The organism is Shinella sp. NM-101, assembly GCF_021401195.1.
In the GTDB taxonomy this organism is placed as follows: Bacteria; Pseudomonadota; Alphaproteobacteria; order Rhizobiales; family Rhizobiaceae; genus Shinella.
This window is the reverse complement of the sequence record NZ_JACBFT010000005.1, coordinates 330,036-351,377: the sequence shown is the minus strand read 5'-3', so window position 1 is coordinate 351,377 and position 21,342 is coordinate 330,036. Positions and strand designations below refer to the sequence as shown.

Below are 21,342 nucleotides of genomic sequence, written 5' to 3'. Positions count from 1 at the left end.
TGCCGAAGCGCTGCTTACATAGGTGACAACGAAGCCGCCTCGCCGGCGGTGCCCCGCCCGGTTCCCGGGCCCAGAGGTCCATCCATGAGTGAACACGATCCCTACGCTTCCATGCACGCCACGACGATCATCACCGTCCGCAAGGACGGAAAGGTGGTCATGGCGGGCGATGGCCAGGTGAGCCTTGGCCAGACTGTCATGAAGGGCAATGCGCGAAAGGTCCGCCGCCTCGCCAAGGGCGACGTGATCGCCGGTTTCGCCGGCGCGACCGCCGATGCCTTCACGCTGCTCGAACGGCTCGAAGCCAAGCTGGAGCAATATCCCGACCAGCTCATGCGCGCCGCCGTCGAGCTTGCCAAGGACTGGCGCACCGACCGGTACCTGCGCCGCCTAGAGGCGATGATGCTGGTCGCCGACAAGTCGGTCACGCTGGCGCTGACCGGCAACGGCGACGTGCTGGAGCCGGAGCACGGCACCATGGCGATCGGTTCGGGCGGCAACTACGCCTATGCCGCCGCCCGCGCGCTGATGGATACCGACAAGTCGGCCGAGGAGATCGCGCGCCGGGCCATGCAGATTGCCGGCGACATCTGCGTCTACACCAACCACAATGTCGTGGTGGAAATGCTGGATGCCGACCGCTGACGCCTATGCCTTCCGGCCGGTGACCGACGCCGACCTGCCGATGCTGGAACGCTGGCTGAACGCGCCGCATGTCCGGCGCTGGTGGGGCGAGCCGGCGGAGGAAGTCGCCGGCATCGCGGCGGATTTCGACGATCCGGCAATGGCATCCTTCATCGTTCTGCATGCCGGAGCGCCATTCGCCTATCTGCAATCCTACCGGATCGCGGCGGATGATTTTTCCTTCGGCGACCGACCGGACCGCACGATCGGCATCGACCAGTTCATCGGCCTTGCCGGCATGGTCGGCATCGGCCACGGGCCGGCGATGATCGACGCCTTTGCGGCCAGGGTCTTCGCCGAGGGTGTGGAACGGATCGTGCTCGATCCCCATCCGGACAATGCGCATGCCATCCGGGCCTATGAAAAGGCCGGATTCCATGCTTTCGATCAACGCATGACAGAGGACGGCCCGGCGCTGGTGATGGCCCGGGACCGTTGCTAGAAACGGAAAAGCCCATGTCCAATTTTTCGCCCCGCGAGATCGTTTCCGAACTCGACCGCTATATCATCGGCCAGCACGACGCCAAGCGCGCCGTGGCCATCGCGCTGCGCAACCGCTGGCGCCGCCACCAGCTCGAGCCGGACCTGCGCGACGAGGTGATGCCGAAGAACATCCTGATGATCGGCCCGACCGGCGTCGGCAAGACGGAGATTTCCCGCCGTCTCGCCAAGCTGGCCGGTGCGCCCTTCGTCAAGGTCGAGGCGACCAAATTCACCGAAGTCGGCTATGTCGGCCGCGATGTCGAGCAGATCGTGCGCGATCTCGTGGAGGTCGGCATCGGCCTGGTGCGCGAGAAGAAGCGCGCCGAGGTGACGGCGAAAGCCCACATGAATGCCGAGGAACGGGTGCTTGACGCCCTTGTCGGCGCGACCGCCTCGCCGGCGACGCGCGACTCGTTCCGTAAAAAGCTGCGCAACAACGAACTGGACGACAAGGAGATCGAGGTCGACGTCGCCGATACCGGCGGCATGCCCGGCGGCTTCGAGATCCCCGGCATGCCGGGCGCCAATATCGGCGTGCTGAACCTTTCCGAAATGTTCGGCAAGGCGATGGGCGGGCGCACCAAGAAGGTCAAGACGACTGTCAAGGACTCGTACAAGATCCTCGTCGACGACGAATCCGACAAGCTGCTCGACAACGAGCAGATCCAGCGCGAGGCCATCCGCTCGGCGGAGAACGACGGCATCGTCTTCATCGACGAGATCGACAAGATCGCCGCACGTGACGGCGGCATGGGCGCGGGCGTTTCCCGCGAGGGCGTGCAGCGCGACCTGCTGCCGCTCGTCGAGGGCACGACGGTCGCCACCAAGTACGGCCCGGTGAAGACGGACCATATCCTCTTCATCGCCTCCGGCGCGTTCCATGTCTCCAAGCCCTCCGACCTCCTGCCGGAGCTCCAGGGGCGCCTGCCGATCCGCGTCGAGCTGCGTGCCCTCACCAAGGAGGACTTCCGCCGCATCCTCACGGAAACGGAGGCGAGCCTCATCCGCCAGTACAAGGCGCTGATGCAGACGGAAGACGTCGAGCTGGAGTTCACCGAGGACGCCATCGATGCGCTGGCGGATGTCGCCGTGCAGCTCAATGCCAGCGTCGAGAACATCGGCGCGCGGCGCCTGCAGACGGTGATGGAGCGGGTGCTCGACGAGATCTCCTTCGAGGCGCCGGACAAGGGCGGCAACAGGCTCGTCATCGATGCCGGCTATGTGCGCGAGCATGTCGGCGCGCTTGCGGCCAATACGGACCTGTCGCGCTACATCCTGTGACGTTTCGGCACCGGCGGGAGCCAAAGCAGCCGCCGGTGCCGCATTTTTGAAGGCGGCGCCCCTCGACAGGAGGGGCGCTCCCGCCTTACGGCTTTGCCCGCGCTTGGCATCATTCCGACATGTTCGTCGTGCATCGGTCGCCGCCATCCGCCGACAGATTTGACCAGACGGGAAACGGAATCGTGCGACAGTTCTTGCCTGTGCTTGCCCTTGCAGCCGCCCTTTTTGTCCAGAGCCAGACGACGGCGCTGGCGATCGACGTGGTGCCGCCCGGCAACCGCAATGCCGAGCAGCCCGCCATTCCGGGCGCCTCCACGCGCCGCACCAAGGCCGGCAAGACCTCCTTCGACGCGAAATACGAGAAGGTGCGCGACCTCATCGCCAACGACCGCCAGCTCACCGGCAAGATCAAGTCGACCGCCGCGAAATACGGCATCGACCCGATCCACATGGTCGGCGCCATCGTCGGCGAGCATACCTACAATGTCGACGCCTATGACCGGCTGCAGAGCTATTATGTGAAGGCGGCGTCCTATACCGGCAACTTCCGCTTCGCCTATGACGGCCAGACGGTCGGCGATTTCATCGCGCGGCCGGAATTTGCCCAATGCGCGTCGAAGAAAGGCTCCTACGCGGCCTGGACCTGCCGCGAGGGCGTCTGGAACAAGACCTTTAAGGGCAGGACGGTCGGCGGCACGTCCTATCCGAACAACCGCTTCAGCGCGGTGTTCTTCCAGCCCTTCTATGCCGGCCAGACCTTCGGCCTCGGCCAGATCAACCCGCTGACGGCCCTGACGCTCACCGACGACGTCGCCCGCATCTCCGGCTACGACAGGCTCGACGAGAACGACGCGGCCGGCGTCTACCAGGCGATCATGGATCCGGATATCTCGCTCGCCTACATGGCCGCCGCGATCCGCCGCTCGATCGACGCCTACAGGAAGATCGCCGGCGTCGACATCTCGAAGAATCCCGGCCTGACGGCGACGCTTTACAATATCGGCAATCCCGATGCCCGCGCCGCCGCCTTCGCCGCGCGCCGCGCGTCCGGCGGGGCGACGTGGCCGGAAGAGAATTATTACGGCTGGCTGATCAACGACAAGCTCGCGGACCTTCGCGGCCTGCTGTAGCTTTTTGCGCCTGTGGGCGCCGGGCGCGGTACGTTTTTGCCGCAACCGCTCTAATTATGCCTACCTGCCGGCTCACAAAGAAGGCGAGCCGATCACAAGGAGGCAGACGATGGACATGCGTCCCGAGCCGTTCGAACCGCCCGCGCCCGTGCCACGCACCGTGCCGCCGTCGAAACTCGAGATCATCCGGACGGTCTTCCGCAACCCGCTCGAACTGTGGGGCGAACCCTCCTACACGCTGCCCTGGATCATGACGAGCTTCTTCGGCGAGAAGACGCTGATCGTCAACGATCCCGGCCTCATCAAGCACCTGCTCGTCGACAACGCCGCCAACTACAAGATGGCCGTGGTGCGCCAGCTCGTCCTGCGTCCGATCCTGCGCGACGGGCTGCTGACGGCGGAGGGCGCGGTCTGGCGCCGCTCGCGCAAGGCCGTCGCGCCGATCTTCACGCCGCGCCACGCCAAGGGCTTCGCCACCCAGATGCTGGCGCAGTCGGAGCTTTACGCGCAGAAATACGAGGGCGCGGACGGCACGGTCTTCGACATCGGCAACGACATGACGGAGCTCGCCTTCGCCGTTCTCTCCGACACGCTGTTCTCCGGCGAAATCGTGACCTCCTCGGACAATTTCGCCGACGACGTGGACGATCTCCTCCACTCCATGGGCCGCGTCGACCCGATGGACCTTTTGCGCGCGCCGTCATGGGTGCCGCGCGTGACGCGGATCGGCGGCCTGAAGGTGCTCGGCAAATTCCGCCGCATCGTGCGCGACACGATGGAGCTGCGCCTCAAGCGCATGGCGGCGGAAGGCGAATCGGTGCCGAGCGATTTCCTGACGCTGCTGCTCGGGGCGGCGGGGCCGGAGGGCCTGACGATGGAGGAGGTGGAGGACAATATCCTCACCTTCATCGGCGCGGGCCACGAGACGACCGCCCGTGCGCTCGCCTGGACGCTCTACTGCGTCGCCAATTCGCCGCATGTGCGGGACGCGATGGAGGCGGAGATCGACCGCGTGCTTGAAAGCGGCACCGATCCCGTCGACTGGCTGGACCTCATGCCGTGGACGCGGGCCGCCTTCGAGGAGGCGATGCGGCTCTATCCGCCGGCGCCCTCGATCAACCGCGCGGCGATCGCCGACGACCGGTGGACGAGCCCGTCCGGCGAGACGGTCGAGATCCCGAAGGACGTCACCATCCTCGTCATGCCCTGGACGCTGCACCGCCACGAATTGCTGTGGCAGAAGCCGCGCGCCTACATGCCCGAACGCTTCCTGCCTGAAAACCGCGAGGCGATCCATCGCTTCCAGTACCTGCCCTTCGGCGCCGGCCCGCGCATCTGCATCGGCGCCACCTTCGCCATGCAGGAGGCCATCATCGCGCTCGGCGTGCTGATGCACCGCTACCGCTTCGACATGACGGAGGAAACGCATCCCTGGCCGGTACAGCGCCTGACGACGCAGCCGGCCAACGGGCTGATGCTGAAGGTGACGGCGCGTCGGCGGGCTGCGGCCGATACGGCTCCGGCCGGCGAGGCATGAGCTGTCCCGCATCGTGAAAATGGACGAGCCGCCGGCCGGCGATGTCGCCGGTGGAACGATGGCAATCGATCCGCAGATGCAATACACCGTTGCTGGCCCGCCCTGAAAAGCGACGGCGGGGAGTGTGGAAGAATTCTCGTGGCAGACCATTTGTTACTCGGCATCGATACCGGCGGCACCTATACGGACGCCGTGCTCTACAGCGAAACGCAGGGGGTCGTCGCCCGCGCCAAGGCGCTCACCACGCGCCACGACCTCTCGGTCGGCATATCGGGCGCTGTGGAGGCGGTGCTTTCGGAGGCGAAGGCGCCGGTCTCGGCCATCGGCCTCGTGTCGCTCTCCACGACGCTCGCCACCAATGCGCTGGTGGAAGGACAGGGCGGGCGCGCCGGGCTCGTCATGATCGGCTTCGGCCCGGAGGACCTCAAGCGCGACGGGCTGGCCGACGCGCTCGGCAACGATACCGTCCTCTTCCTGCCCGGCGGCCACAACGTGCACGGCAACGAGGCGCCGCTCGACATGACGGCGCTCGACGAGGTCCTGCCGGTGCTTGCCGAAACCGTCTCCTCCTTCGCCGTCGCCGGCTATTTCGCCGTGCGCAACCCGGCGCACGAGGAGCGGGTGCGCGACCGGATCCGTGCGGTCTCGCATCTTCCCGTCACATGCAGCCACGAGCTCTCCTCCAGGCTCGGCGGGCCGCGCCGTGCGCTGACCACGCTGCTCAACGCCCGCCTCGTCTCGATGATCGACCGGCTGATCGGGTCCTGCGAGGATTACCTGAAGCGTCGCGGCATCGACGTGCCGATGATGGTGGTGCGCGGCGACGGCGCGCTGATCTCGGCGGCGGAGGCGCGGCTTCGCCCGATCGAGACCATCCTCTCCGGACCGGCGGCAAGCCTCGTCGGCGCGCGCCACCTGACGGGCCTCGACAATGCCGTCGTCTCCGACATCGGCGGCACGACGACGGATGTGGCGGTGCTCGACGGCGGCCGGCCGAAGCTCGATGCCGATGGCGCCGTTGTCGGCGGCTACCGCACCATGGTCGAGGCGGTGGCGATGCGCACCTTCGGCCTCGGCGGCGATTCGGAGGTGCGTATCAACGACCGCGGCCTCAAAGTGAAGATCGACCTCGGGCCGCGCCGCTTCATGCCGCTCAGCCTCGCCTCGGCGCTGCATCCCGAGGCCGTCGTGCCCGTGCTGGAGCGCCAGATCCGCGCGCCGCATGCCGGGCGGCACGACGGGCGCTTTGCCGTGCGCACCGGCGTGCCCGAGCGGCTCGCCAGCGGCCTCCAGCCGCAGGAGCAGGCGCTCTACGAGAAGATCGGCGCGGTGCCGCTGCCGCTCGACGGGCTGCTGGCAACCACGCTGCAGAAGGCGACGCTCGACCGGCTGGTGGCGCGCGGCCTCGTGCATATCTGCGGCATCACGCCGTCGGACGCCATGCATGTGCTCGGCGGGCAGGGACAGTGGGACGCCGTCGCCGCCCGCCTCGGCCTCGAGCTTGCCGCCCGCACCCGGGACGGCACGGGCCGGCCGATCGCCGACGATCCGGAAGCGCTCGCGCGCCTCCTGGTCGACCGGCTCACCCGCCAGTCGGCGGACGTCATCCTTGCCGCCTGCCTTGCCGATGACGGGGCGAGCTCGATCGATCCGGTCAGTTCCGCATCCGTCGACCGCGCGCTGCACCGGGCCCCGGGCATCGTGCAATTCCGCATCGCGCTCGACCGGCCGCTCGTCGGCCTCGGCGCGTCGGCCCCGGTCTACTATCCCGGCATCGCCGCGATGCTGGGCGCCGAATCGTCCATTCCCGGCGATGCCGGCGTCGCCAACGCGGTCGGCGCGGTCGTCGGCCAGGTGCGCAACGCGGTCACGGTCTTCGTCACCATGCCGGAAGAAGGCATCTTCATCGTCGGCGGCGCGGGCGAGAGCGTGCGCCTCGTCGAGGAGGAGGAGGCCTTCTCGATGGCCAGGGAACGGGCGATGACGGCGGCCCTGCACGCCGCCCGCGCCAACGGCGCCGACGAGCCTGCGGTGACGCTGGCCGAGGAAATCGACGCGCCCGAGGTGGAGGGGCGGCGCAAGCTGATCGAGGCCCGCTTCACGGCAACGGCCAGCGGCCGCCCGCGCATCGCCGAGGAAGCATGAACCGGCCTAAAGTATGATTTTATCCGCAGCGGAATAAATTCTTTATGCTATTGCCGAATTGACTATGAATGAAAGCTCCGGAAAGTGACAGCATTCGGGATACTCCCCCTTCGTCCCGTCATCCGGAGTTCTTCACATGACTTTCACCGAAAAAGCCGGTCTTTCGATCGATAGCGCGCTTTACGACTTCATCGTCAACGAGGCCCTGCCGGGTACGGGCGTGGATGCGGAGCGCTATTTCGCCGATTTCTCCGCCATCGTGCATGACCTTGCGCCGGAAAACCGCGCGCTGCTCAAGAAGCGTGACACGCTGCAGGAAAAGCTCGACGGCTGGTATCGCGAGAACGGCGCCCCCGCCGACATGGCCGCCTACGAGGCCTTCCTGCGCGAGATCGGCTATCTCCTGCCCGAGGGCGACGCGTTCAAGGTGACGACGGACAATGTCGACCCGGAAATCGCAAGCCTTGCCGGCCCGCAGCTCGTCGTGCCCGTCATGAACGCGCGCTATGCGCTGAACGCCGCCAATGCGCGCTGGGGCTCGCTCTACGATGCGCTCTACGGCACGGACGCGATCCCCGAAACGGACGGCGCGGAAAAGGGCAAGGGCTACAATCCCGTGCGCGGGGCGAAGGTCATCGCCTGGGTCCGCGGCTTCCTCGACGACAGCGCGCCGCTCGCCCACGGATCCTGGCGCGACGCGGCCGGCTTTGCCGTCGAGGGCGGCAAGCTGACGGTGGCGCTGGCGGGCGGCGGCAGCACCGGCCTTACCGACGAGGCGAAGTTCGCCGGCTATCTCGGCGATGCTTCGGCCCCGACCCATGTGCTGCTGCGCAACAATGGCCTGCACATCGAGATCCGCATCGACGCCACGACGCCGACCGGCAAGGACGATGCGGCGCATGTTTCCGACGTTTCAATCGAATCGGCGCTGACCACGATCATGGACTGCGAGGATTCGATCGCCGCCGTCGATGCCGAGGACAAGGTCGTCGTCTATCGCAACTGGCTCGGGCTGATGAAGGGCGATCTTGCCGAGGAGGTTTCCAAGGGCGGCAGATCCTTCACCCGCCGCCTCAATCCCGACCGCAACTACACGGCGCCCGACGGCTCGACCCTGACGCTGCCCGGCCGCTCGCTGATGCTGGTGCGCAATGTCGGCCACCTCATGACCAATCCCGCCATCCGCGACCGTGACGGCAACGAGGTGCCGGAAGGCATCATGGACGCCATGGTCACGGCGCTGATCGCGCTCAACGACGTCGGCCCGAACGGCCGCCGGCAGAACTCGCGCGCCGGCTCGATGTATGTCGTCAAGCCGAAGATGCACGGGCCGGAGGAGGTCGCCTTCGCCTCGAAGCTGTTCGGCCGCGTCGAGGCCGCCGTCGGCATGGCGCCGAACACGATGAAGATGGGCATCATGGACGAGGAACGCCGCACCACCGTCAACCTCAAGGAGGCGATCCGCGCCGCGAAGGAGCGCGTCGTCTTCATCAATACCGGCTTCCTCGACCGCACCGGCGACGAGATCCACACCTCGATGGAAGCGGGTCCGATGATTCGCAAGGGCGACATGAAGCAGGCCGCCTGGATTTCCGCCTACGAGAACTGGAACGTCGACATCGGCCTTGAATGCGGCCTCGCCGGTCATGCCCAGATCGGCAAGGGCATGTGGGCCATGCCCGACCTGATGGCGGCGATGCTGGAGCAGAAGATCGCCCATCCCAAGGCCGGCGCCAACACCGCCTGGGTGCCCTCGCCGACGGCGGCGACCCTGCACGCGACGCATTACCACAAGGTCAATGTCGCCGAGGTGCAGGCTGCGCTCCGCTCGCGCCCGCGGGCAAAGCTCTCCGACATCCTCTCCGTCCCGGTCGCGGTTCGCCCGAACTGGACGCCGGAGGAGATCCAGCGCGAGCTCGACAACAATGCCCAGGGCATCCTCGGCTATGTCGTGCGGTGGATCGACCAGGGCGTCGGCTGCTCCAAGGTTCCCGACATCAACAATGTCGGCCTGATGGAGGACCGCGCGACGCTGCGCATCTCCGCCCAGCACATGGCGAACTGGCTGCACCACGGCATCGTCACCGAGGCGCAGGTCGTCGAGACGATGAAGCGCATGGCCGCCGTCGTCGACGGGCAGAACGCGGGTGACCCGCTCTACCGTCCGATGGCCGGCAATTTCGACCGCTCCATCGCCTTCAAGGCCGCGCTCGACCTCGTCCTGAAGGGCCGCGAGCAGCCGAACGGCTATACCGAGCCGGTTCTGCATCGCCGCCGGCTGGAGCTGAAGGCGGCCGGCGGCTGACGACAGGAAAGGTCGCCTTCCGTCATGACCGGCCCCTAGGTTTGACCCGGGGGCCGGTCATCAACGCAACGAACACAAGGGGTTCCCGTCTCGAAGCCCGCCCGGCCGGGCGGCGCGAAAGCGGGGCCGTATCGGGTGCAGTTTCGCAGGCGATGCTGCGCGCGGTTCTCCCATTGCCCCATTACCCCGGCGGCGGCGAAGGCCCGCGAAAGACTGGCCTTTTCCCGGCAGCCCTGTTAAGGAGCGGCGGTAAAATTCCCGCAGAACCCCTGAGGAGCCAATGAGCCGCACAGCCAGCGTTTCGCGCAAGACGAACGAGACCTCCGTTTCGGTCACCGTCAATCTCGACGGCACCGGCACGTCGACCATTTCGACGGGCGTGGGCTTCTTCGATCACATGCTCGACCAGTTGTCGCGCCATTCGCTCATCGACATGGAGATCAAGACCGAGGGGGACCTGCATGTCGACGACCACCACACGGTCGAGGACACGGGCATCGCCATCGGCCAGGCCATCGCCAAGGCGCTCGGCGACCGGCGCGGCATCACCCGCTACGCCTCGCTCGACCTTGCCATGGACGAGACGATGACGCGCGCCGCCGTGGACGTCTCCGGCCGGCCGTTCCTCGTGTGGAACGTGAATTTCTCCGCCCCGAAGATCGGCACCTTCGACACCGAGCTGGTGCGCGAATTCTTCAACGCGCTCGCCCAGCATGCCGGCATCACGCTGCATATCCAGAACATCTACGGCGCGAACAACCATCATATCTCCGAGACGTGCTTCAAGGCCGTCGCGCGCGTGCTGCGCACCGCGACCGAGATCGATCCCCGCCAGGCGGGCCGCGTTCCCTCGACGAAGGGTTCGCTGGCCTGAGGGCAAAGCTGGAGGCCTCCCATGGCCACGTTCCTCGTTCTGATACCGCCGGGCGCCAGGTCCCAAGACGAAAGAGCCCGCATCGTCCGCGACCGCTTCTCCTGGCTCGCGCTCTTCCTGCCGGTGATCTGGCTGCTCTGGCACCGGGCATGGATTGCCGCCGCCCTCGCCTTCGCGGTGCAGGCGCTCGGCTCGGCCGTCTCCGACCATCCGGTCTTCGGCCTTGCCGGCCTCGGCCTCTTTCTTGCGACCAATCTCCTCGTTGCGCTCGAAGGCCCCTCAATGGTCGCAGCCGGCCTTGAACGGCGCGGCTGGACGGTCGATGCGGTGATCTCCGCCGGCGACCGGGAAACGGCCGAAGACATCTACTACACGGAAAGCCCGGCCGGCGGGGCGGAGACGCGTGGCAGCGTTTCCCTGCCGGCCTCCGAGACCTCCCAGCGCCGGCACGCGCCCATGCTCGGCCTCGTCGGCTTCAAGGAAGGACGCTGACATGCGCGTTGCGATCATAGACTACGGCTCGGGCAACCTGCGCTCGGCCACCAAGGCCTTCGAGCGGGCGGCGCGCGAAGCCGGCATCACGGCGGAGATCGACCTCACCGACAAGGCCGAGCGCGTCGCCTCCGCCGACCGCATCGTGCTGCCCGGCGTCGGCGCCTATGCCGATTGCCGCCGCGGCCTCGATGCCGTGCCCGGCATGGTGGAGGCGCTGCGCGAGACGGTCGAAGCGAAGGCCCGCCCCTTCCTCGGCATCTGCGTCGGCATGCAGCTCATGTCCTCGCGCGGCCTGGAAAAGACCGTGACCGAGGGCCTCGGCTGGATCAGGGGCGACGTCGTGAAGATGACGCCCTCCGACCCGGAGCTGAAGATCCCGCAGATCGGCTGGAACACGCTCGACGCCAAGCGCCCGCACCCGCTCTTCGACGGCATCCCGGAGACGCTGCACGCCTATTTCGTGCATTCCTACCACCTCGCCGCGGAAAACCCGGAAGACGTGGTCGCGACCGTCGATTACGGCGGGCCGATGACCGCCTTCGTCACCAACGGCAACAAGGCCGGCGCGCAGTTCCATCCGGAAAAGAGCCAGACGCTCGGCCTTGCCCTCATCACCAATTTCCTGCGCTGGAAACCCTAAACTGGAAAACGCCATGATCCTCTTTCCCGCCATCGACCTGAAAGACGGCCAGTGCGTTCGCCTCAAGCTCGGCGACATGGACCAGGCCACCGTCTACAATCCCGACCCGACCGCGCAGGCGAAAGCCTTCGAGGACCAGGGCTTCGAATGGCTGCATGTCGTCGACCTCAACGGCGCCTTCGCGGGGGAAAGCGTCAACGGCGCCGCCGTCGACGCCATCCTGAAGGCGACGAAGAACCCGGTGCAACTCGGCGGCGGCATCCGCACGCTGGCGCATATCGAACGCTGGCTGTCGCGCGGCCTCTCGCGCGTCATCCTCGGCACCGTCGCCGTGCGCGATCCTGATCTCGTCATCGCGGCGTGCAGGGCGTTTCCCGGCAAGGTCGCCGTCGGCATCGACGCCAAGGGCGGCAAGGTCGCGGTCGAGGGCTGGGCGGAAGCCTCCGAGCTCGGCGTGATCGAGCTTGCGAAGAAGTTCGAGGGCGCGGGCGTCGCCGCGATCATCTATACCGACATCGACCGCGACGGCATCCTGACGGGCATCAACTGGACCTCGACGCTGGAACTGGCCGATGCCGTCTCCATCCCCGTCATCGCCTCGGGCGGTCTTGCCTCGATGGACGACATAAGCCGCCTCGTCGCCCCCGACGCCCGCAAGCTGGAAGGCGCGATTTCCGGCCGGGCGCTCTATGACGGGCGCATCGATCCCGCGGAAGCGCTGGCGCTGATCCGCGAAGCACGAGGAGAAGCCGCATGACCCTGAAAGCGCGCGTCATTCCCTGCCTCGACGTCAAGGACGGCCGCGTCGTCAAGGGCGTCAGCTTCGTCAACCTGATCGATGCCGGCGATCCCGTGGAATCGGCCAAGGCCTATGATGCGGCCGGTGCCGACGAGCTCTGCTTCCTCGACATCACCGCCTCTTCCGACAACCGCGACACGATCTTCGACGTCGTGGCGCGCACGGCGGACCATTGCTTCATGCCGCTCACCGTCGGCGGGGGCGTGCGCACGGTCGCCGACATCCGCAAGCTGCTGCTCGCCGGGGCCGACAAGGTGTCGATCAACTCGGCCGCCGTCGCCAACCCGGATTTCGTCGCGGAAGCCGCCGACAAGTTCGGCAACCAGTGCATCGTCGTCTCGATCGATTCCAAGAAGGTTTCGGCGGAAGGCGAAGAGGACCGCTGGGAAATCTTCACCCATGGCGGGCGCAAGCCGACCGGCATCGACGCCGTCGCCTTCGCCGAGAAGATGGTGGAGCGCGGCGCGGGCGAGCTGCTGCTCACCTCCATGGACCGCGACGGCCAGAAGGGCGGCTACGACATCGCGCTGACCCGTACGATCGCCGACCGTGTCCCGGTACCGGTCATCGCGTCCGGCGGCGTCGGCACGCTCGACCATCTCGTCGAGGGCGTGCGCGACGGCCATGCGACGGCAGTGCTGGCCGCCTCGATCTTCCACTTCGGCACCTACACGGTGGGCGAGGCCAAGCGCTACATGGCCGACCATGGCATCGCCATGCGGCTCGACTGAGGAGCATCTCATGAGCACCTTCACCCTCGCCGATCTCGAAGCCATCGTCGCGGCCCGCGCGGCGGCCGATCCGGCGGAAAGCTGGACGGCGAAGCTCGTTGCGGCCGGACAGCAGAAAGCGGCGAAAAAGCTCGGGGAAGAGGCCGTCGAGACCGTTATCGCCGCAATAGAAGGCAAAAAAGCCGAATTGACGAGCGAAACGGCCGATTTGCTCTATCATCTCATGGTCGTATTGAAAATCGGCGGCGTACCGCTACAAGATGTCATGGGGGAGCTGGAGAGGCGCACGGGCCAGTCCGGCCTTGCGGAAAAGGCCAGCCGGAAGAGCTGATGATCCAGGCAGCGCGTGACAAGGACCAGGCGGACATACCGGACGATTTCGGTAACCGCGACTATTCTCCCTACCGTTTCTTCCCGGCGGAGGAATGGGCACGGTTCCGGGCCGATACGCCGCTGACGCTGACCGCCGACGAGGTCCAGCGTCTGCGCTCCCTCGGCGACCCGATCGACCTCGACGAGGTCCGGCGCATCTATCTCTCGCTGTCGCGCCTGCTGTCGGCCCATGTCGAATCCTCGCAGATGCTCTTCGAGCAGCGCAAGCAGTTCCTCAGCCTTTCCGACGAGGCCAAGACGCCCTTCGTGATCGGCATTGCCGGGTCCGTCGCAGTCGGCAAGTCGACCACCGCGCGCATCCTGATGGAGCTCCTGTCGCGCTGGCCATCGAGCCCCAAGGTCGATCTCGTGACCACCGACGGCTTCCTCTATCCGAACGCCGTGCTCCAGCGCGAGAACATGATGGACCGCAAGGGCTTTCCGGAGAGCTACGACACCGGCGCCCTGCTGCGCTTCCTCTCGGCGATCAAGGCCGGCAAGAAGGACGTCAAGGCGCCGATGTATTCGCACCTGACCTACGACGTGCTGCCGAACAGCTTCAGGACCATCGACCGGCCCGACATCCTGATCTTCGAAGGCATCAACGTGCTGCAGTCGCGCAACCTGCCGGCGGACGGCAAGATCGTGCCGATGGTTTCGGACTTCTTCGACTTCTCGATCTATATCGATGCGGAAGAGGCGCTGATCCACGCCTGGTATGTCGAGCGCTTCATGCGCCTGCGCGAAACGGCGTTCCAGAACCCGGATTCCTACTTCCACCGCTACGCAACGATCAGCGAAACGGCAGCGCTCGCCATCGCCGAGGGCCTCTGGCACAACATCAACCTGAAGAACCTGCACCAGAACATCCTGCCGACGCGCCCGCGCGCGGACCTCATCCTGCAGAAGGGCAGGAACCACCTCATCGAGACGGTGGCGCTGCGCAAATTGTAAGCCGGCTAAAGTATTTCCGCATTTCCGAACGCAAAACCGCTTCGCACTTTTGCTGGAAATTCTCTACGGATTGACGCGGCGAAGCGTCAGGTTGATGCGCCCGGCATTTTTCAGAAGCGTCGAGGTGCCGGGATAGATCCGGTCGACGCCGTGGAACACCAGCCGGCTTTCGCCGCCGAAGACGAAGACGTCACCGCTCGACAGCCGGAAGGAGCGGGTCGGATCGCTGCGGGAAACGCCGCCGACGCGGAACAGGCACTGATCCCCGAGGGAAACCGAGACGACCGGCGCGGAAAATTCGCTCTCGTCGCGATCCTGGTGCAGCCCCATCCTGGCATCGGGATCGTAGAAATTGACGAGGCAGGCCTCGGGCGGCTCCCGGAAGCCGGAGACGTCGTTCCACAAGTCCAGAAGCATGTCCGGAATGGCCGGCCAGGGACGGCCGGTCTCGGGATGCGTCGGCTGGTAGCGGTAGCCGCGATCCTTGTCCGTCACCCAGCCGAGCGGTCCGCAATTGGTCATGCGGACCGACATGGGTTTTCCGGTCTTCGGCATGCGCGGCACGAAAAGCGGCGCCTCGGCCACGACCTGCCGGATGGCGGCAACGAGCGTTTCCTGCGCCGCCCGGTCGAAACGGTCGGGGAAATAGCGCAGCCCCGGAGCAAGGCCGCGCTCAGCCGGCATGGCTCACGCTTCCGCGAGATCCGGGATGCGCAGCACCTGGCCGGGATAGATCTTGTCCGGGTGGGACAGCATCGGGCGGTTGGCGTCGAAGATGACCGTGTGCTTGGCGCCCTTGCCCTTGCCGTACTGCGATTCGGCGATCTTCCAGAGATTGTCGCCCTTCTTGACCGTATAGAAGACCGGCTCCTTGGCCGGAGCGGCCGCCACGGCGAGCGCCTCGGTATCGACCTTGGAAACGCCGAGCGTGTTGCCGACGGCGACGATCGCCTTCTCGAAGACGGCCTGGTCCGCGACGCTGCCCTTCAGGACGACCTTGTCGTCGACCACCTCGACCTGCACCTGGTCGGTGCCGAGACCGTGCGATTCCAGTTCCTTCTTCACCGCCTCCGCGTCGGGCGCGTCATCGTCGCCGCCGATTCCGAGCTTCTTGCCGGCGTTCTTGATAAAGCTGAAGAGACCCATGCTTACCTCCTGTTTTTCCCGACTTAAGCAGACCTTGGCCACAAAGGGAAGGTGGTCGTTTGCTTCCCATGCATAAACGGCCAGGTTGCGGCAATCATTCGCCCGAGGGCTTGGCCCGCATGCGTTTCACGTCCGATCGGCCCGACTTCGCCTTGAGCCGGCGTTCGACCGAGCCCTTCGTCGGCTTCGTCTTGCGGCGCGGCGGCGGGGGCGGCTCGGCGGCCTTGAGGATCAGTTCCTTCAACCGTTCGCGCGCATCCTCCCGGTTGCGCTCCTGGCTGCGGAAGCGGTTCGCCTCGATCATCAGCACGCCATCCTTGGAGACCTTGCGGCCGGCCAGCTTCTCGGCATTCGCCTTGATGCGCTCGCTGAGCGAGGGCGAGTTGCGCAGGTCGAAGAAGAGCTGCACCGCGGTCGAGACCTTGTTGACGTTCTGCCCGCCCGGTCCGCCGGCCAGCACGAATTGCTCGGTCAGTTCCCAGCCGGCGATCGTGATCGCGCCGTTGATATAGAGGGGGTCGCTGGCCATGGATGTTCCTTTCCAGGCCGTTGTAGCGGGCAGGCAGCCAAACGGGAAGCCGTTTGCGGAAACGAAAAACCCGGCCTTGCGGGCCGGGTTTCACGTGAATCACTGCCGAAACATCACTCGGCGGCGACCTTGAGGCCGGGGGCCGCGTCGCGCACGCTGCCGTCCACCTGGCCTTCGAACTTCTCGAAGTTGGCGACGAACATGTCGACGAGCTTGCGGGCCTGCCTGTCGTAGGCCGCGCCGTTCGCCCAGGTCGAGCGCGGGTCGAGGATCTTGGTGTCGACGCCCGGAACCGAGACCGGCACCTGGAAGCCGAAATTGTCGTCGCGGCGGAAGAGCGCGTTCTTCAGCGAACCGTCGAGGGCGGCGGCGAGAAGCGTGCGGGTCGCCTTGATCGGCATGCGGCGGCCTTCGCCGTAGGCGCCGCCCGTCCAGCCGGTGTTGACCAGCCAGCAATCGACGCCGTGCTCGGCGATGAGCTCCTTCAGCAGGTTGCCGTAGACCGTCGGGTGACGCGGCATGAAGGGCGCGCCGAAGCAGGTCGAGAAGGTGGCTTCCGGCTCGGTCACGCCGCGTTCCGTGCCGGCGACCTTGGCGGTGTAGCCGGAGAGGAAGTGATACATGGCCTGGTCGGGCGTCAGCCGCGCGATCGGCGGCATCACGCCGAAGGCATCGGCCGTCAGCATGATGATCGTCTTCGGATGCGGCGCGCGGCCGGTATCGCTGGCATTCGGGATGAAGTGCAGCGGATAGGCGCAGCGGGTGTTCTCCGTCAGCGAGCCGTCGTTGAAATCGGGAACGCCCTGCGCATCGAGCACGACGTTTTCGAGAACGGTGCCGAAGCGCTGGGTCGTCGCGTAGATTTCCGGCTCGGCCTCCGCCGAAAGGCGGATCGTCTTGGCATAGCAGCCGCCTTCGAAGTTGAAGATGCCGTTCTCGCCCCAGCCGTGCTCGTCGTCGCCGATCAGCGTGCGGTTCGGGTCGGCCGAGAGCGTCGTCTTGCCGGTGCCGGACAGGCCGAAGAACACGGCGGCATCGCCATCCGGGCCGACATTGGCCGAGCAGTGCATCGGCATGACCTTTTCCGACGGCAGCAGCCAGTTGAGGACGGTGAAGACCGACTTCTTCATCTCGCCGGCATAGTAGGTGCCGGCGATGAGAACGATGCCGCGCGTCAGGTCGCAGGCGATCATGGTTTCCGTGCGCGCGCCGTGGCGGGCCGGATCGGCCTTGAAGGTCGGCAGGTCGATGATGGTCAGCTTCGGCGCGAAGGCCGCAAGGTCCTTCTCCTCCGGGCGAATGAGCAGGTTGCGGATGAACAGCGAGTGCCAGGCGAGTTCCGTGACGACGCGGGTCGGCAGGGCGTAATCGGCGTCGGCACCGCCGACCAGATCCTGCACGAAGAGGTCGCGGCCGGCCGCATGGGCCAGCATGTCGGCATGCAGCGCGTCGAAATGTTCGCGCGACACGGCCTTGTTGTTGTCCCACCAGATGGCGTCTTCGGTGTTTTCGTCGCGCACGACGAACTTGTCCTTCGGCGAGCGGCCTGTGTGCTGGCCGGTGAGCGCGCGCAGCGCCCCATGGGCGGTCCTGACCGCCTCGCCGCGGCCGAGGGCCTCTTCATAGAGGGCCTCTGCTGCAAAATTGTACCGGACCGTGCCGCTGGTGTTGATACCCATCGCGGTGAGCCCCAGAGCGGGGTTGCGAACGCCGAGTTCCTGCATGGTCCAGATTTCCTCCGTGGACGACGAGCCAGGTGAATTTCCGCGGAAGCTAATCCGCGATTGTCATAAAAACAAGAGGAGAATCGAAATTAGGCAATAATATCAAATAATTAATCGATTTAAATATTTGTCTTACTTTTTTAATCGTTTGAATAATCGATTTAAAAACAGCCTGGAAAAGCATGCCGGAAACAGCACCCTTTATCTTCGCCACAATTTGTTCCACCTTTATCCTCAAGGAAGCGCTTCTTTCATCCAGGACAGGAACTCGGATCCGAGGTCGGGAAGGCGCCCATGAATATGGAGACTAGCAGGATGCAAACGATCGCACTCGTCGACGACGACCGGAATATCCTCACATCCGTGTCGATCGCCCTGGAGGCGGAAGGCTACAAGGTCGAGACCTATACGGACGGCGCGTCCGCCCTCGACGGCCTCCTCGCCCGCCCGCCGCATCTTGCGATCTTCGACATCAAGATGCCGCGCATGGACGGCATGGAGCTCCTGCGGCGCCTGCGCCAGAAGTCCGACATCCCCGTCATCTTCCTCACCTCCAAGGACGAGGAGATCGACGAGCTGTTCGGCCTCAAGATGGGCGCCGACGACTTCATCACCAAGCCGTTCTCGCAGCGCCTGCTCGTCGAGCGCGTCAAGGCGATCCTGCGCCGGGCCTCCAGCCGCGAGGCAGCCGCCTCGGCGGGCACCGCCGGCGGCGCGGCAAAGGCCGGCGAGATCGCGGCCCGCTCGCTGGAGCGCGGCCAGCTCGTCATGGACCAGGAGCGCCATACCTGCACCTGGAAGGGCGAGCCGGTGACGCTGACCGTGACCGAATTCCTCATCCTGCATTCGCTGGCCCAGCGCCCCGGCGTCGTGAAGAGCCGCGATTCGCTGATGGACGCCGCCTATGACGAGCAGGTCTATGTCGACGACCGCACGATCGACAGCCACATCAAGCGGCTGCGCAAGAAGTTCAAGATGGTCGACACCGATTTCGACATGATCGAAACGCTCTACGGCGTCGGCTACCGCTTCCGCGAAACCGCCTGAGGCGCGAATTCTCTTGCATCGACCGCGGCTGCGATGGCATTCCGCGGTCGGCGGCGTATGCTCGCCGCATATATCGTGACGCAGTTCCGCAGGCGGCCGTTCCGCGCCCGCCGGACTGCCCGAAAGGATGAGCCTGCTTGTCGCAGACGGTGCTGGAAAGGGATGGAGAGGAAGCCGAGGGCCGGCGCCCGCTGCGCCGCCGCTGGACCCATCCCTTCACGCTCGCCCGCCGCATCTTCGGTAACGCCGTCTTCTCCAGCCTGACGCGCCGCATCCTCTTCTTCAACCTCGTCGCGCTGGTCGTGCTCGTCGCCGGCATCCTCTACCTCAACCAGTTCCGCGAGGGCCTGATCGACGCGCGCGTCGAGAGCCTGCTCACCCAGGGCGAGATCATCGCCGGGGCGATCTCCGCCTCGGCCTCGGTCGACACCAACTCGATCACCATCGATCCGGAAAAGCTGCTGGAGCTGCAGGCCGGCCAGAGCATCACGCCGCTGCCGAACGACGAGGACCTCGAATTCCCGATCAATCCGGAGCGCATCGCCCCCGTCCTGAGGCGGCTGATCTCGCCGACCCGAACCCGCGCCCGCATCTACGATACCGACGCCAACCTGCTGCTCGATTCGCGCCATCTCTATACGCAGGGCCAGGTGCTGCGCTTCGACCTGCCGCCCGTCGAGCCGGAAAGCCCGAGCCTGCTCGACCAGCTCAACGTCTGGTTCAACCGTATCCTGCAGCCGAGCAACCTGCCGCAATACAAGGAAGCACCCGGCGGCGACGGCTCGATCTATCCCGAGGTGATGAATGCGCTGACGGGCGTGCGCGGCGCCGTCGTGCGCGTCAACGACAAGGGCGAGCTGATCGTCTCGGTCGCCGTGCCCGTGCAGCGCTTCCGCGCCGTGCTCGGCGTGCTGCTGCTGTCGACCCAGGCCGGCGACATCGACAAGATCGTCCATGCCGAGCGCCTCGCCATCATGCGCGTCGCCGGCGTGGCGGGCCTCGTCAACATCGCCCTGTCGCTGCTCCTCTCCAGCACCATCGCCAATCCGCTGCGCCGGCTTTCCGCAGCGGCGATCCGTGTCCGGCGCGGGGCCAAGGAGCGCGAGGAAATCCCGGATTTCTCCGTGCGCCAGGACGAGATCGGCAATCTTTCCATCGCGCTGCGCCAGATGACGACGGCGCTCTACGACCGGATCGACGCGATCGAAAGCTTCGCCGCCGATGTCAGCCACGAGCTGAAGAACCCGCTGACCTCCCTGCGCAGCGCCGTGGAAACCCTGCCGCTCGCCCGCACGGACGATTCCAAGAAGCGCCTACTCGACATCATCCAGCACGACGTGCGCCGCCTCGACCGCCTGATCAGCGACATTTCCGATGCCTCGCGGCTCGATGCGGAGCTTGCCCGCAGCGATGCGCGCACCGTGGACCTCGAAAAGCTGCTCGGCGAGCTCATCGACATTTCCCGCCAGGTCAACACCCGCAAGAAACCGGTCACCCTCGATTTCGTCGTCGACCGGAAGGACAATCCGAAGACCCGGTTCGAGATCAGCGGCTACGAATTGCGCATCGGCCAGATCGTCACCAACCTCATCGAGAATGCCCGCTCCTTCGTGCCGGAGCCGGGCGGGCGCATCGTCGTGCGGCTGTCGCGCGGGCGGGGCGACCGCTGCATCGTCCAGGTCGAGGACAACGGCCCCGGCATCCAGGCCGAAGACATCGACCGCATCTTCGAACGCTTCTACACGGACCGTCCGGCAAGCGAGGGCTTCGGCCAGAATTCCGGCCTGGGCCTGTCCATCTCGCGCCAGATCGCCGAAGCGCATGGCGGAACACTGAGGGCCGACAACATCATCGACAAGGCGACCGGCAACGTGCTCGGCGCCCGCTTCACCCTCTCGCTGCCCGCCGGCCCGCACAAATGAGCGGCGCGGCCAACGTGCACGCAACGGCCATCGTGATCGGCGCGACGGGGCTGCTCTTCGTCGGCCCCTCCGGCACGGGCAAGAGCGCGGCCGCCCTCCAGTGCCTCCACGAGGCCCGCGGGCGGGGGCTGCCCGCCGCACTCGTCAGCGACGACCAGGTGCTTGTCCGCGAGGACGACGGCCTGCTTCTTGCGCGTGCGCCCGCCAGCATCGCCGGGCTGATCGAGGTGCGCGGTGCGGGGATCGTCAGGATGGAGACGGCCGGCGAGGCCGTGCTGCACCGGGCCGTGCGGCCCATCGCGCCGCCCTTTGCCGAGCGTCTGCCGCCGGAAGGGGAAACGGCGGAAATCCTTCCCGGGCATTTCCTGCCGCTGACGCGGCTGCCGCTTCTTGCCGGCTGCACCGCATTCTCGGTATTGGCCACGCTTCACCCGGAAATCCTCCGGAAGTGACCGCAAAAAGCCCCCGCAAAACGCAAAAACGGGCATTTAGGGCTTGCACTTGGGCTTTTCATTGACATGATGGCCAGCCCAGCGGTGGACGG

General features: G+C 66.1%; 21 protein-coding genes. 17 read left to right on the top strand and 4 right to left on the bottom strand.

Features of this window, described 5'->3' with window-relative positions:
- Positions 1 to 84 precede the first annotated feature (84 nt).
- From hslV to coaA, 14 genes are all read left to right on the top strand, one after another.
- Positions 85 to 645 carry an ATP-dependent protease subunit HslV gene (gene hslV / locus L0976_RS13020; protein ID WP_234187719.1) on the top strand — a complete coding sequence of 187 codons (561 nt, stop codon included), beginning with the start codon at positions 85 to 87 and terminating at the stop codon, positions 643 to 645.
- Entirely contained in the window at positions 632 to 1,126 is a 495-nt protein-coding gene (locus L0976_RS13015) for a GNAT family N-acetyltransferase (RefSeq protein ID WP_203316998.1), read from the top strand. The genes hslV and L0976_RS13015 overlap by 14 nt, the downstream gene beginning before the upstream one ends.
- Positions 1,127 to 1,140: 14 nt before the next feature.
- On the top strand, positions 1,141 to 2,448 hold the full coding sequence (gene hslU, locus L0976_RS13010) for an ATP-dependent protease ATPase subunit HslU (protein ID WP_234187717.1): 1,308 nt from the start codon (positions 1,141 to 1,143) through the stop codon (positions 2,446 to 2,448).
- Positions 2,449 to 2,630: 182 nt separating this feature from the next.
- Entirely contained in the window at positions 2,631 to 3,578 is a 948-nt protein-coding gene (locus tag L0976_RS13005) for a DUF1402 family protein (protein WP_234187715.1), read from the top strand.
- 109 nt (positions 3,579 to 3,687) lie between these two features.
- A complete protein-coding gene (locus L0976_RS13000) occupies positions 3,688 to 5,115 on the top strand; it encodes a cytochrome P450 (protein WP_234187713.1) in 1,428 nt (475 codons plus the stop codon).
- A 138-nt stretch (positions 5,116 to 5,253) separates the two neighbouring features.
- The gene (locus tag L0976_RS12995; RefSeq protein WP_234187711.1) at positions 5,254 to 7,260 is read left to right on the top strand and encodes a hydantoinase/oxoprolinase family protein; all 2,007 of its coding nucleotides are present in this window, start codon (positions 5,254 to 5,256) and stop codon (positions 7,258 to 7,260) included.
- A 136-nt stretch (positions 7,261 to 7,396) separates the two neighbouring features.
- On the top strand, positions 7,397 to 9,565 hold the full coding sequence (locus L0976_RS12990) for a malate synthase G (RefSeq protein WP_234187709.1): 2,169 nt from the start codon (positions 7,397 to 7,399) through the stop codon (positions 9,563 to 9,565).
- Between the two features lie 280 nt (positions 9,566 to 9,845).
- Positions 9,846 to 10,439 carry an imidazoleglycerol-phosphate dehydratase HisB gene (hisB, locus tag L0976_RS12985; RefSeq protein WP_203316992.1) on the top strand — a complete coding sequence of 198 codons (594 nt, stop codon included), beginning with the start codon at positions 9,846 to 9,848 and terminating at the stop codon, positions 10,437 to 10,439.
- Between the two features lie 21 nt (positions 10,440 to 10,460).
- Positions 10,461 to 10,931: a DUF2628 domain-containing protein gene (locus tag L0976_RS12980; RefSeq protein WP_234187708.1), complete on the top strand. Its 471-nt coding sequence runs from the start codon at positions 10,461 to 10,463 to the stop codon at positions 10,929 to 10,931.
- A 1-nt stretch (position 10,932) separates the two neighbouring features.
- On the top strand, positions 10,933 to 11,574 hold the full coding sequence (hisH, locus tag L0976_RS12975; RefSeq protein WP_234187707.1) for an imidazole glycerol phosphate synthase subunit HisH: 642 nt from the start codon (positions 10,933 to 10,935) through the stop codon (positions 11,572 to 11,574).
- Between the two features lie 13 nt (positions 11,575 to 11,587).
- Positions 11,588 to 12,331: a 1-(5-phosphoribosyl)-5-[(5-phosphoribosylamino)methylideneamino]imidazole-4-carboxamide isomerase gene (gene hisA / locus L0976_RS12970; protein ID WP_234187706.1), complete on the top strand. Its 744-nt coding sequence runs from the start codon at positions 11,588 to 11,590 to the stop codon at positions 12,329 to 12,331.
- Positions 12,328 to 13,104 carry an imidazole glycerol phosphate synthase subunit HisF gene (gene hisF / locus L0976_RS12965; protein ID WP_234187705.1) on the top strand — a complete coding sequence of 259 codons (777 nt, stop codon included), beginning with the start codon at positions 12,328 to 12,330 and terminating at the stop codon, positions 13,102 to 13,104. Before hisA ends, hisF begins: the two co-directional genes overlap by 4 nt.
- Before the next feature lie 10 nt (positions 13,105 to 13,114).
- A complete protein-coding gene (locus tag L0976_RS12960; protein ID WP_203316987.1) occupies positions 13,115 to 13,435 on the top strand; it encodes a phosphoribosyl-ATP diphosphatase in 321 nt (106 codons plus the stop codon).
- Positions 13,435 to 14,430, top strand: a complete 996-nt coding sequence (gene coaA, locus L0976_RS12955) for a type I pantothenate kinase (protein ID WP_234187704.1) — start codon at positions 13,435 to 13,437, stop codon at positions 14,428 to 14,430. The genes L0976_RS12960 and coaA overlap by 1 nt, the downstream gene beginning before the upstream one ends.
- Before the next feature lie 63 nt (positions 14,431 to 14,493).
- Here coaA and L0976_RS12950 read toward each other — a convergent pair whose 3' ends face one another.
- The 4 genes from L0976_RS12950 to L0976_RS12935 all read right to left on the bottom strand — a co-directional run bounded on the left by L0976_RS12950 (position 14,494) and on the right by L0976_RS12935 (position 17,829).
- Positions 14,494 to 15,114, bottom strand: coding sequence for an alpha-ketoglutarate-dependent dioxygenase AlkB (locus tag L0976_RS12950; protein ID WP_203316985.1), 621 nt, complete (start codon positions 15,112 to 15,114; stop codon positions 14,494 to 14,496).
- A gap of 3 nt (positions 15,115 to 15,117) precedes the next feature.
- Positions 15,118 to 15,576, bottom strand: coding sequence for a peptidoglycan-binding protein LysM (lysM, locus tag L0976_RS12945; protein WP_203316984.1), 459 nt, complete (start codon positions 15,574 to 15,576; stop codon positions 15,118 to 15,120).
- A 94-nt stretch (positions 15,577 to 15,670) separates the two neighbouring features.
- Positions 15,671 to 16,105, bottom strand: a complete 435-nt coding sequence (arfB, locus tag L0976_RS12940; protein WP_203316983.1) for an alternative ribosome rescue aminoacyl-tRNA hydrolase ArfB — start codon at positions 16,103 to 16,105, stop codon at positions 15,671 to 15,673.
- A 113-nt stretch (positions 16,106 to 16,218) separates the two neighbouring features.
- A complete protein-coding gene (locus tag L0976_RS12935; protein ID WP_234187703.1) occupies positions 16,219 to 17,829 on the bottom strand; it encodes a phosphoenolpyruvate carboxykinase in 1,611 nt (536 codons plus the stop codon).
- Positions 17,830 to 18,144: 315 nt separating this feature from the next.
- On the opposite strand from L0976_RS12935, the gene L0976_RS12930 reads away from it, so the two are divergent.
- The 3 genes from L0976_RS12930 (at position 18,145) to L0976_RS12920 (ending at position 21,250) form a co-directional block, all read left to right on the top strand.
- Entirely contained in the window at positions 18,145 to 18,876 is a 732-nt protein-coding gene (locus tag L0976_RS12930; RefSeq protein ID WP_203316981.1) for a response regulator transcription factor, read from the top strand.
- Between the two features lie 191 nt (positions 18,877 to 19,067).
- Positions 19,068 to 20,798, top strand: a complete 1,731-nt coding sequence (locus tag L0976_RS12925) for a sensor histidine kinase (protein WP_233290823.1) — start codon at positions 19,068 to 19,070, stop codon at positions 20,796 to 20,798.
- Positions 20,795 to 21,250: an HPr kinase/phosphorylase gene (locus L0976_RS12920; protein ID WP_234187702.1), complete on the top strand. Its 456-nt coding sequence runs from the start codon at positions 20,795 to 20,797 to the stop codon at positions 21,248 to 21,250. The genes L0976_RS12925 and L0976_RS12920 overlap by 4 nt, the downstream gene beginning before the upstream one ends.
- The last annotated feature ends 92 nt before the right edge of the window (positions 21,251 to 21,342 follow it).

Excerpts from the sequence above, each read along its gene's own strand:
- hslV (WP_234187719.1), top strand. The coding sequence starts at position 85 with ATGAGTGAACACGATCCCTACGCTTCCATGCACGCCACGACGATCATC.
- L0976_RS13015 (WP_203316998.1), top strand. The coding sequence starts at position 632 with ATGCCGACCGCTGACGCCTATGCCTTCCGGCCGGTGACCGACGCCGAC.
- hslU (WP_234187717.1), top strand. The coding sequence starts at position 1,141 with ATGTCCAATTTTTCGCCCCGCGAGATCGTTTCCGAACTCGACCGCTAT.
- L0976_RS13000 (WP_234187713.1), top strand. The coding sequence starts at position 3,688 with ATGGACATGCGTCCCGAGCCGTTCGAACCGCCCGCGCCCGTGCCACGC.
- L0976_RS12990 (WP_234187709.1), top strand. The coding sequence starts at position 7,397 with ATGACTTTCACCGAAAAAGCCGGTCTTTCGATCGATAGCGCGCTTTAC.
- hisB (WP_203316992.1), top strand. The coding sequence starts at position 9,846 with ATGAGCCGCACAGCCAGCGTTTCGCGCAAGACGAACGAGACCTCCGTT.
- L0976_RS12980 (WP_234187708.1), top strand. The coding sequence starts at position 10,461 with ATGGCCACGTTCCTCGTTCTGATACCGCCGGGCGCCAGGTCCCAAGAC.
- hisH (WP_234187707.1), top strand. The coding sequence starts at position 10,933 with ATGCGCGTTGCGATCATAGACTACGGCTCGGGCAACCTGCGCTCGGCC.
- hisA (WP_234187706.1), top strand. The coding sequence starts at position 11,588 with ATGATCCTCTTTCCCGCCATCGACCTGAAAGACGGCCAGTGCGTTCGC.
- hisF (WP_234187705.1), top strand. The coding sequence starts at position 12,328 with ATGACCCTGAAAGCGCGCGTCATTCCCTGCCTCGACGTCAAGGACGGC.
- L0976_RS12960 (WP_203316987.1), top strand. The coding sequence starts at position 13,115 with ATGAGCACCTTCACCCTCGCCGATCTCGAAGCCATCGTCGCGGCCCGC.
- coaA (WP_234187704.1), top strand. The coding sequence starts at position 13,435 with ATGATCCAGGCAGCGCGTGACAAGGACCAGGCGGACATACCGGACGAT.
- L0976_RS12950 (WP_203316985.1), bottom strand. The coding sequence starts at position 15,114 with ATGCCGGCTGAGCGCGGCCTTGCTCCGGGGCTGCGCTATTTCCCCGAC.
- lysM (WP_203316984.1), bottom strand. The coding sequence starts at position 15,576 with ATGGGTCTCTTCAGCTTTATCAAGAACGCCGGCAAGAAGCTCGGAATC.
- arfB (WP_203316983.1), bottom strand. The coding sequence starts at position 16,105 with ATGGCCAGCGACCCCCTCTATATCAACGGCGCGATCACGATCGCCGGC.
- L0976_RS12935 (WP_234187703.1), bottom strand. The coding sequence starts at position 17,829 with ATGCAGGAACTCGGCGTTCGCAACCCCGCTCTGGGGCTCACCGCGATG.
- L0976_RS12930 (WP_203316981.1), top strand. The coding sequence starts at position 18,145 with ATGCAAACGATCGCACTCGTCGACGACGACCGGAATATCCTCACATCC.
- L0976_RS12920 (WP_234187702.1), top strand. The coding sequence starts at position 20,795 with ATGAGCGGCGCGGCCAACGTGCACGCAACGGCCATCGTGATCGGCGCG.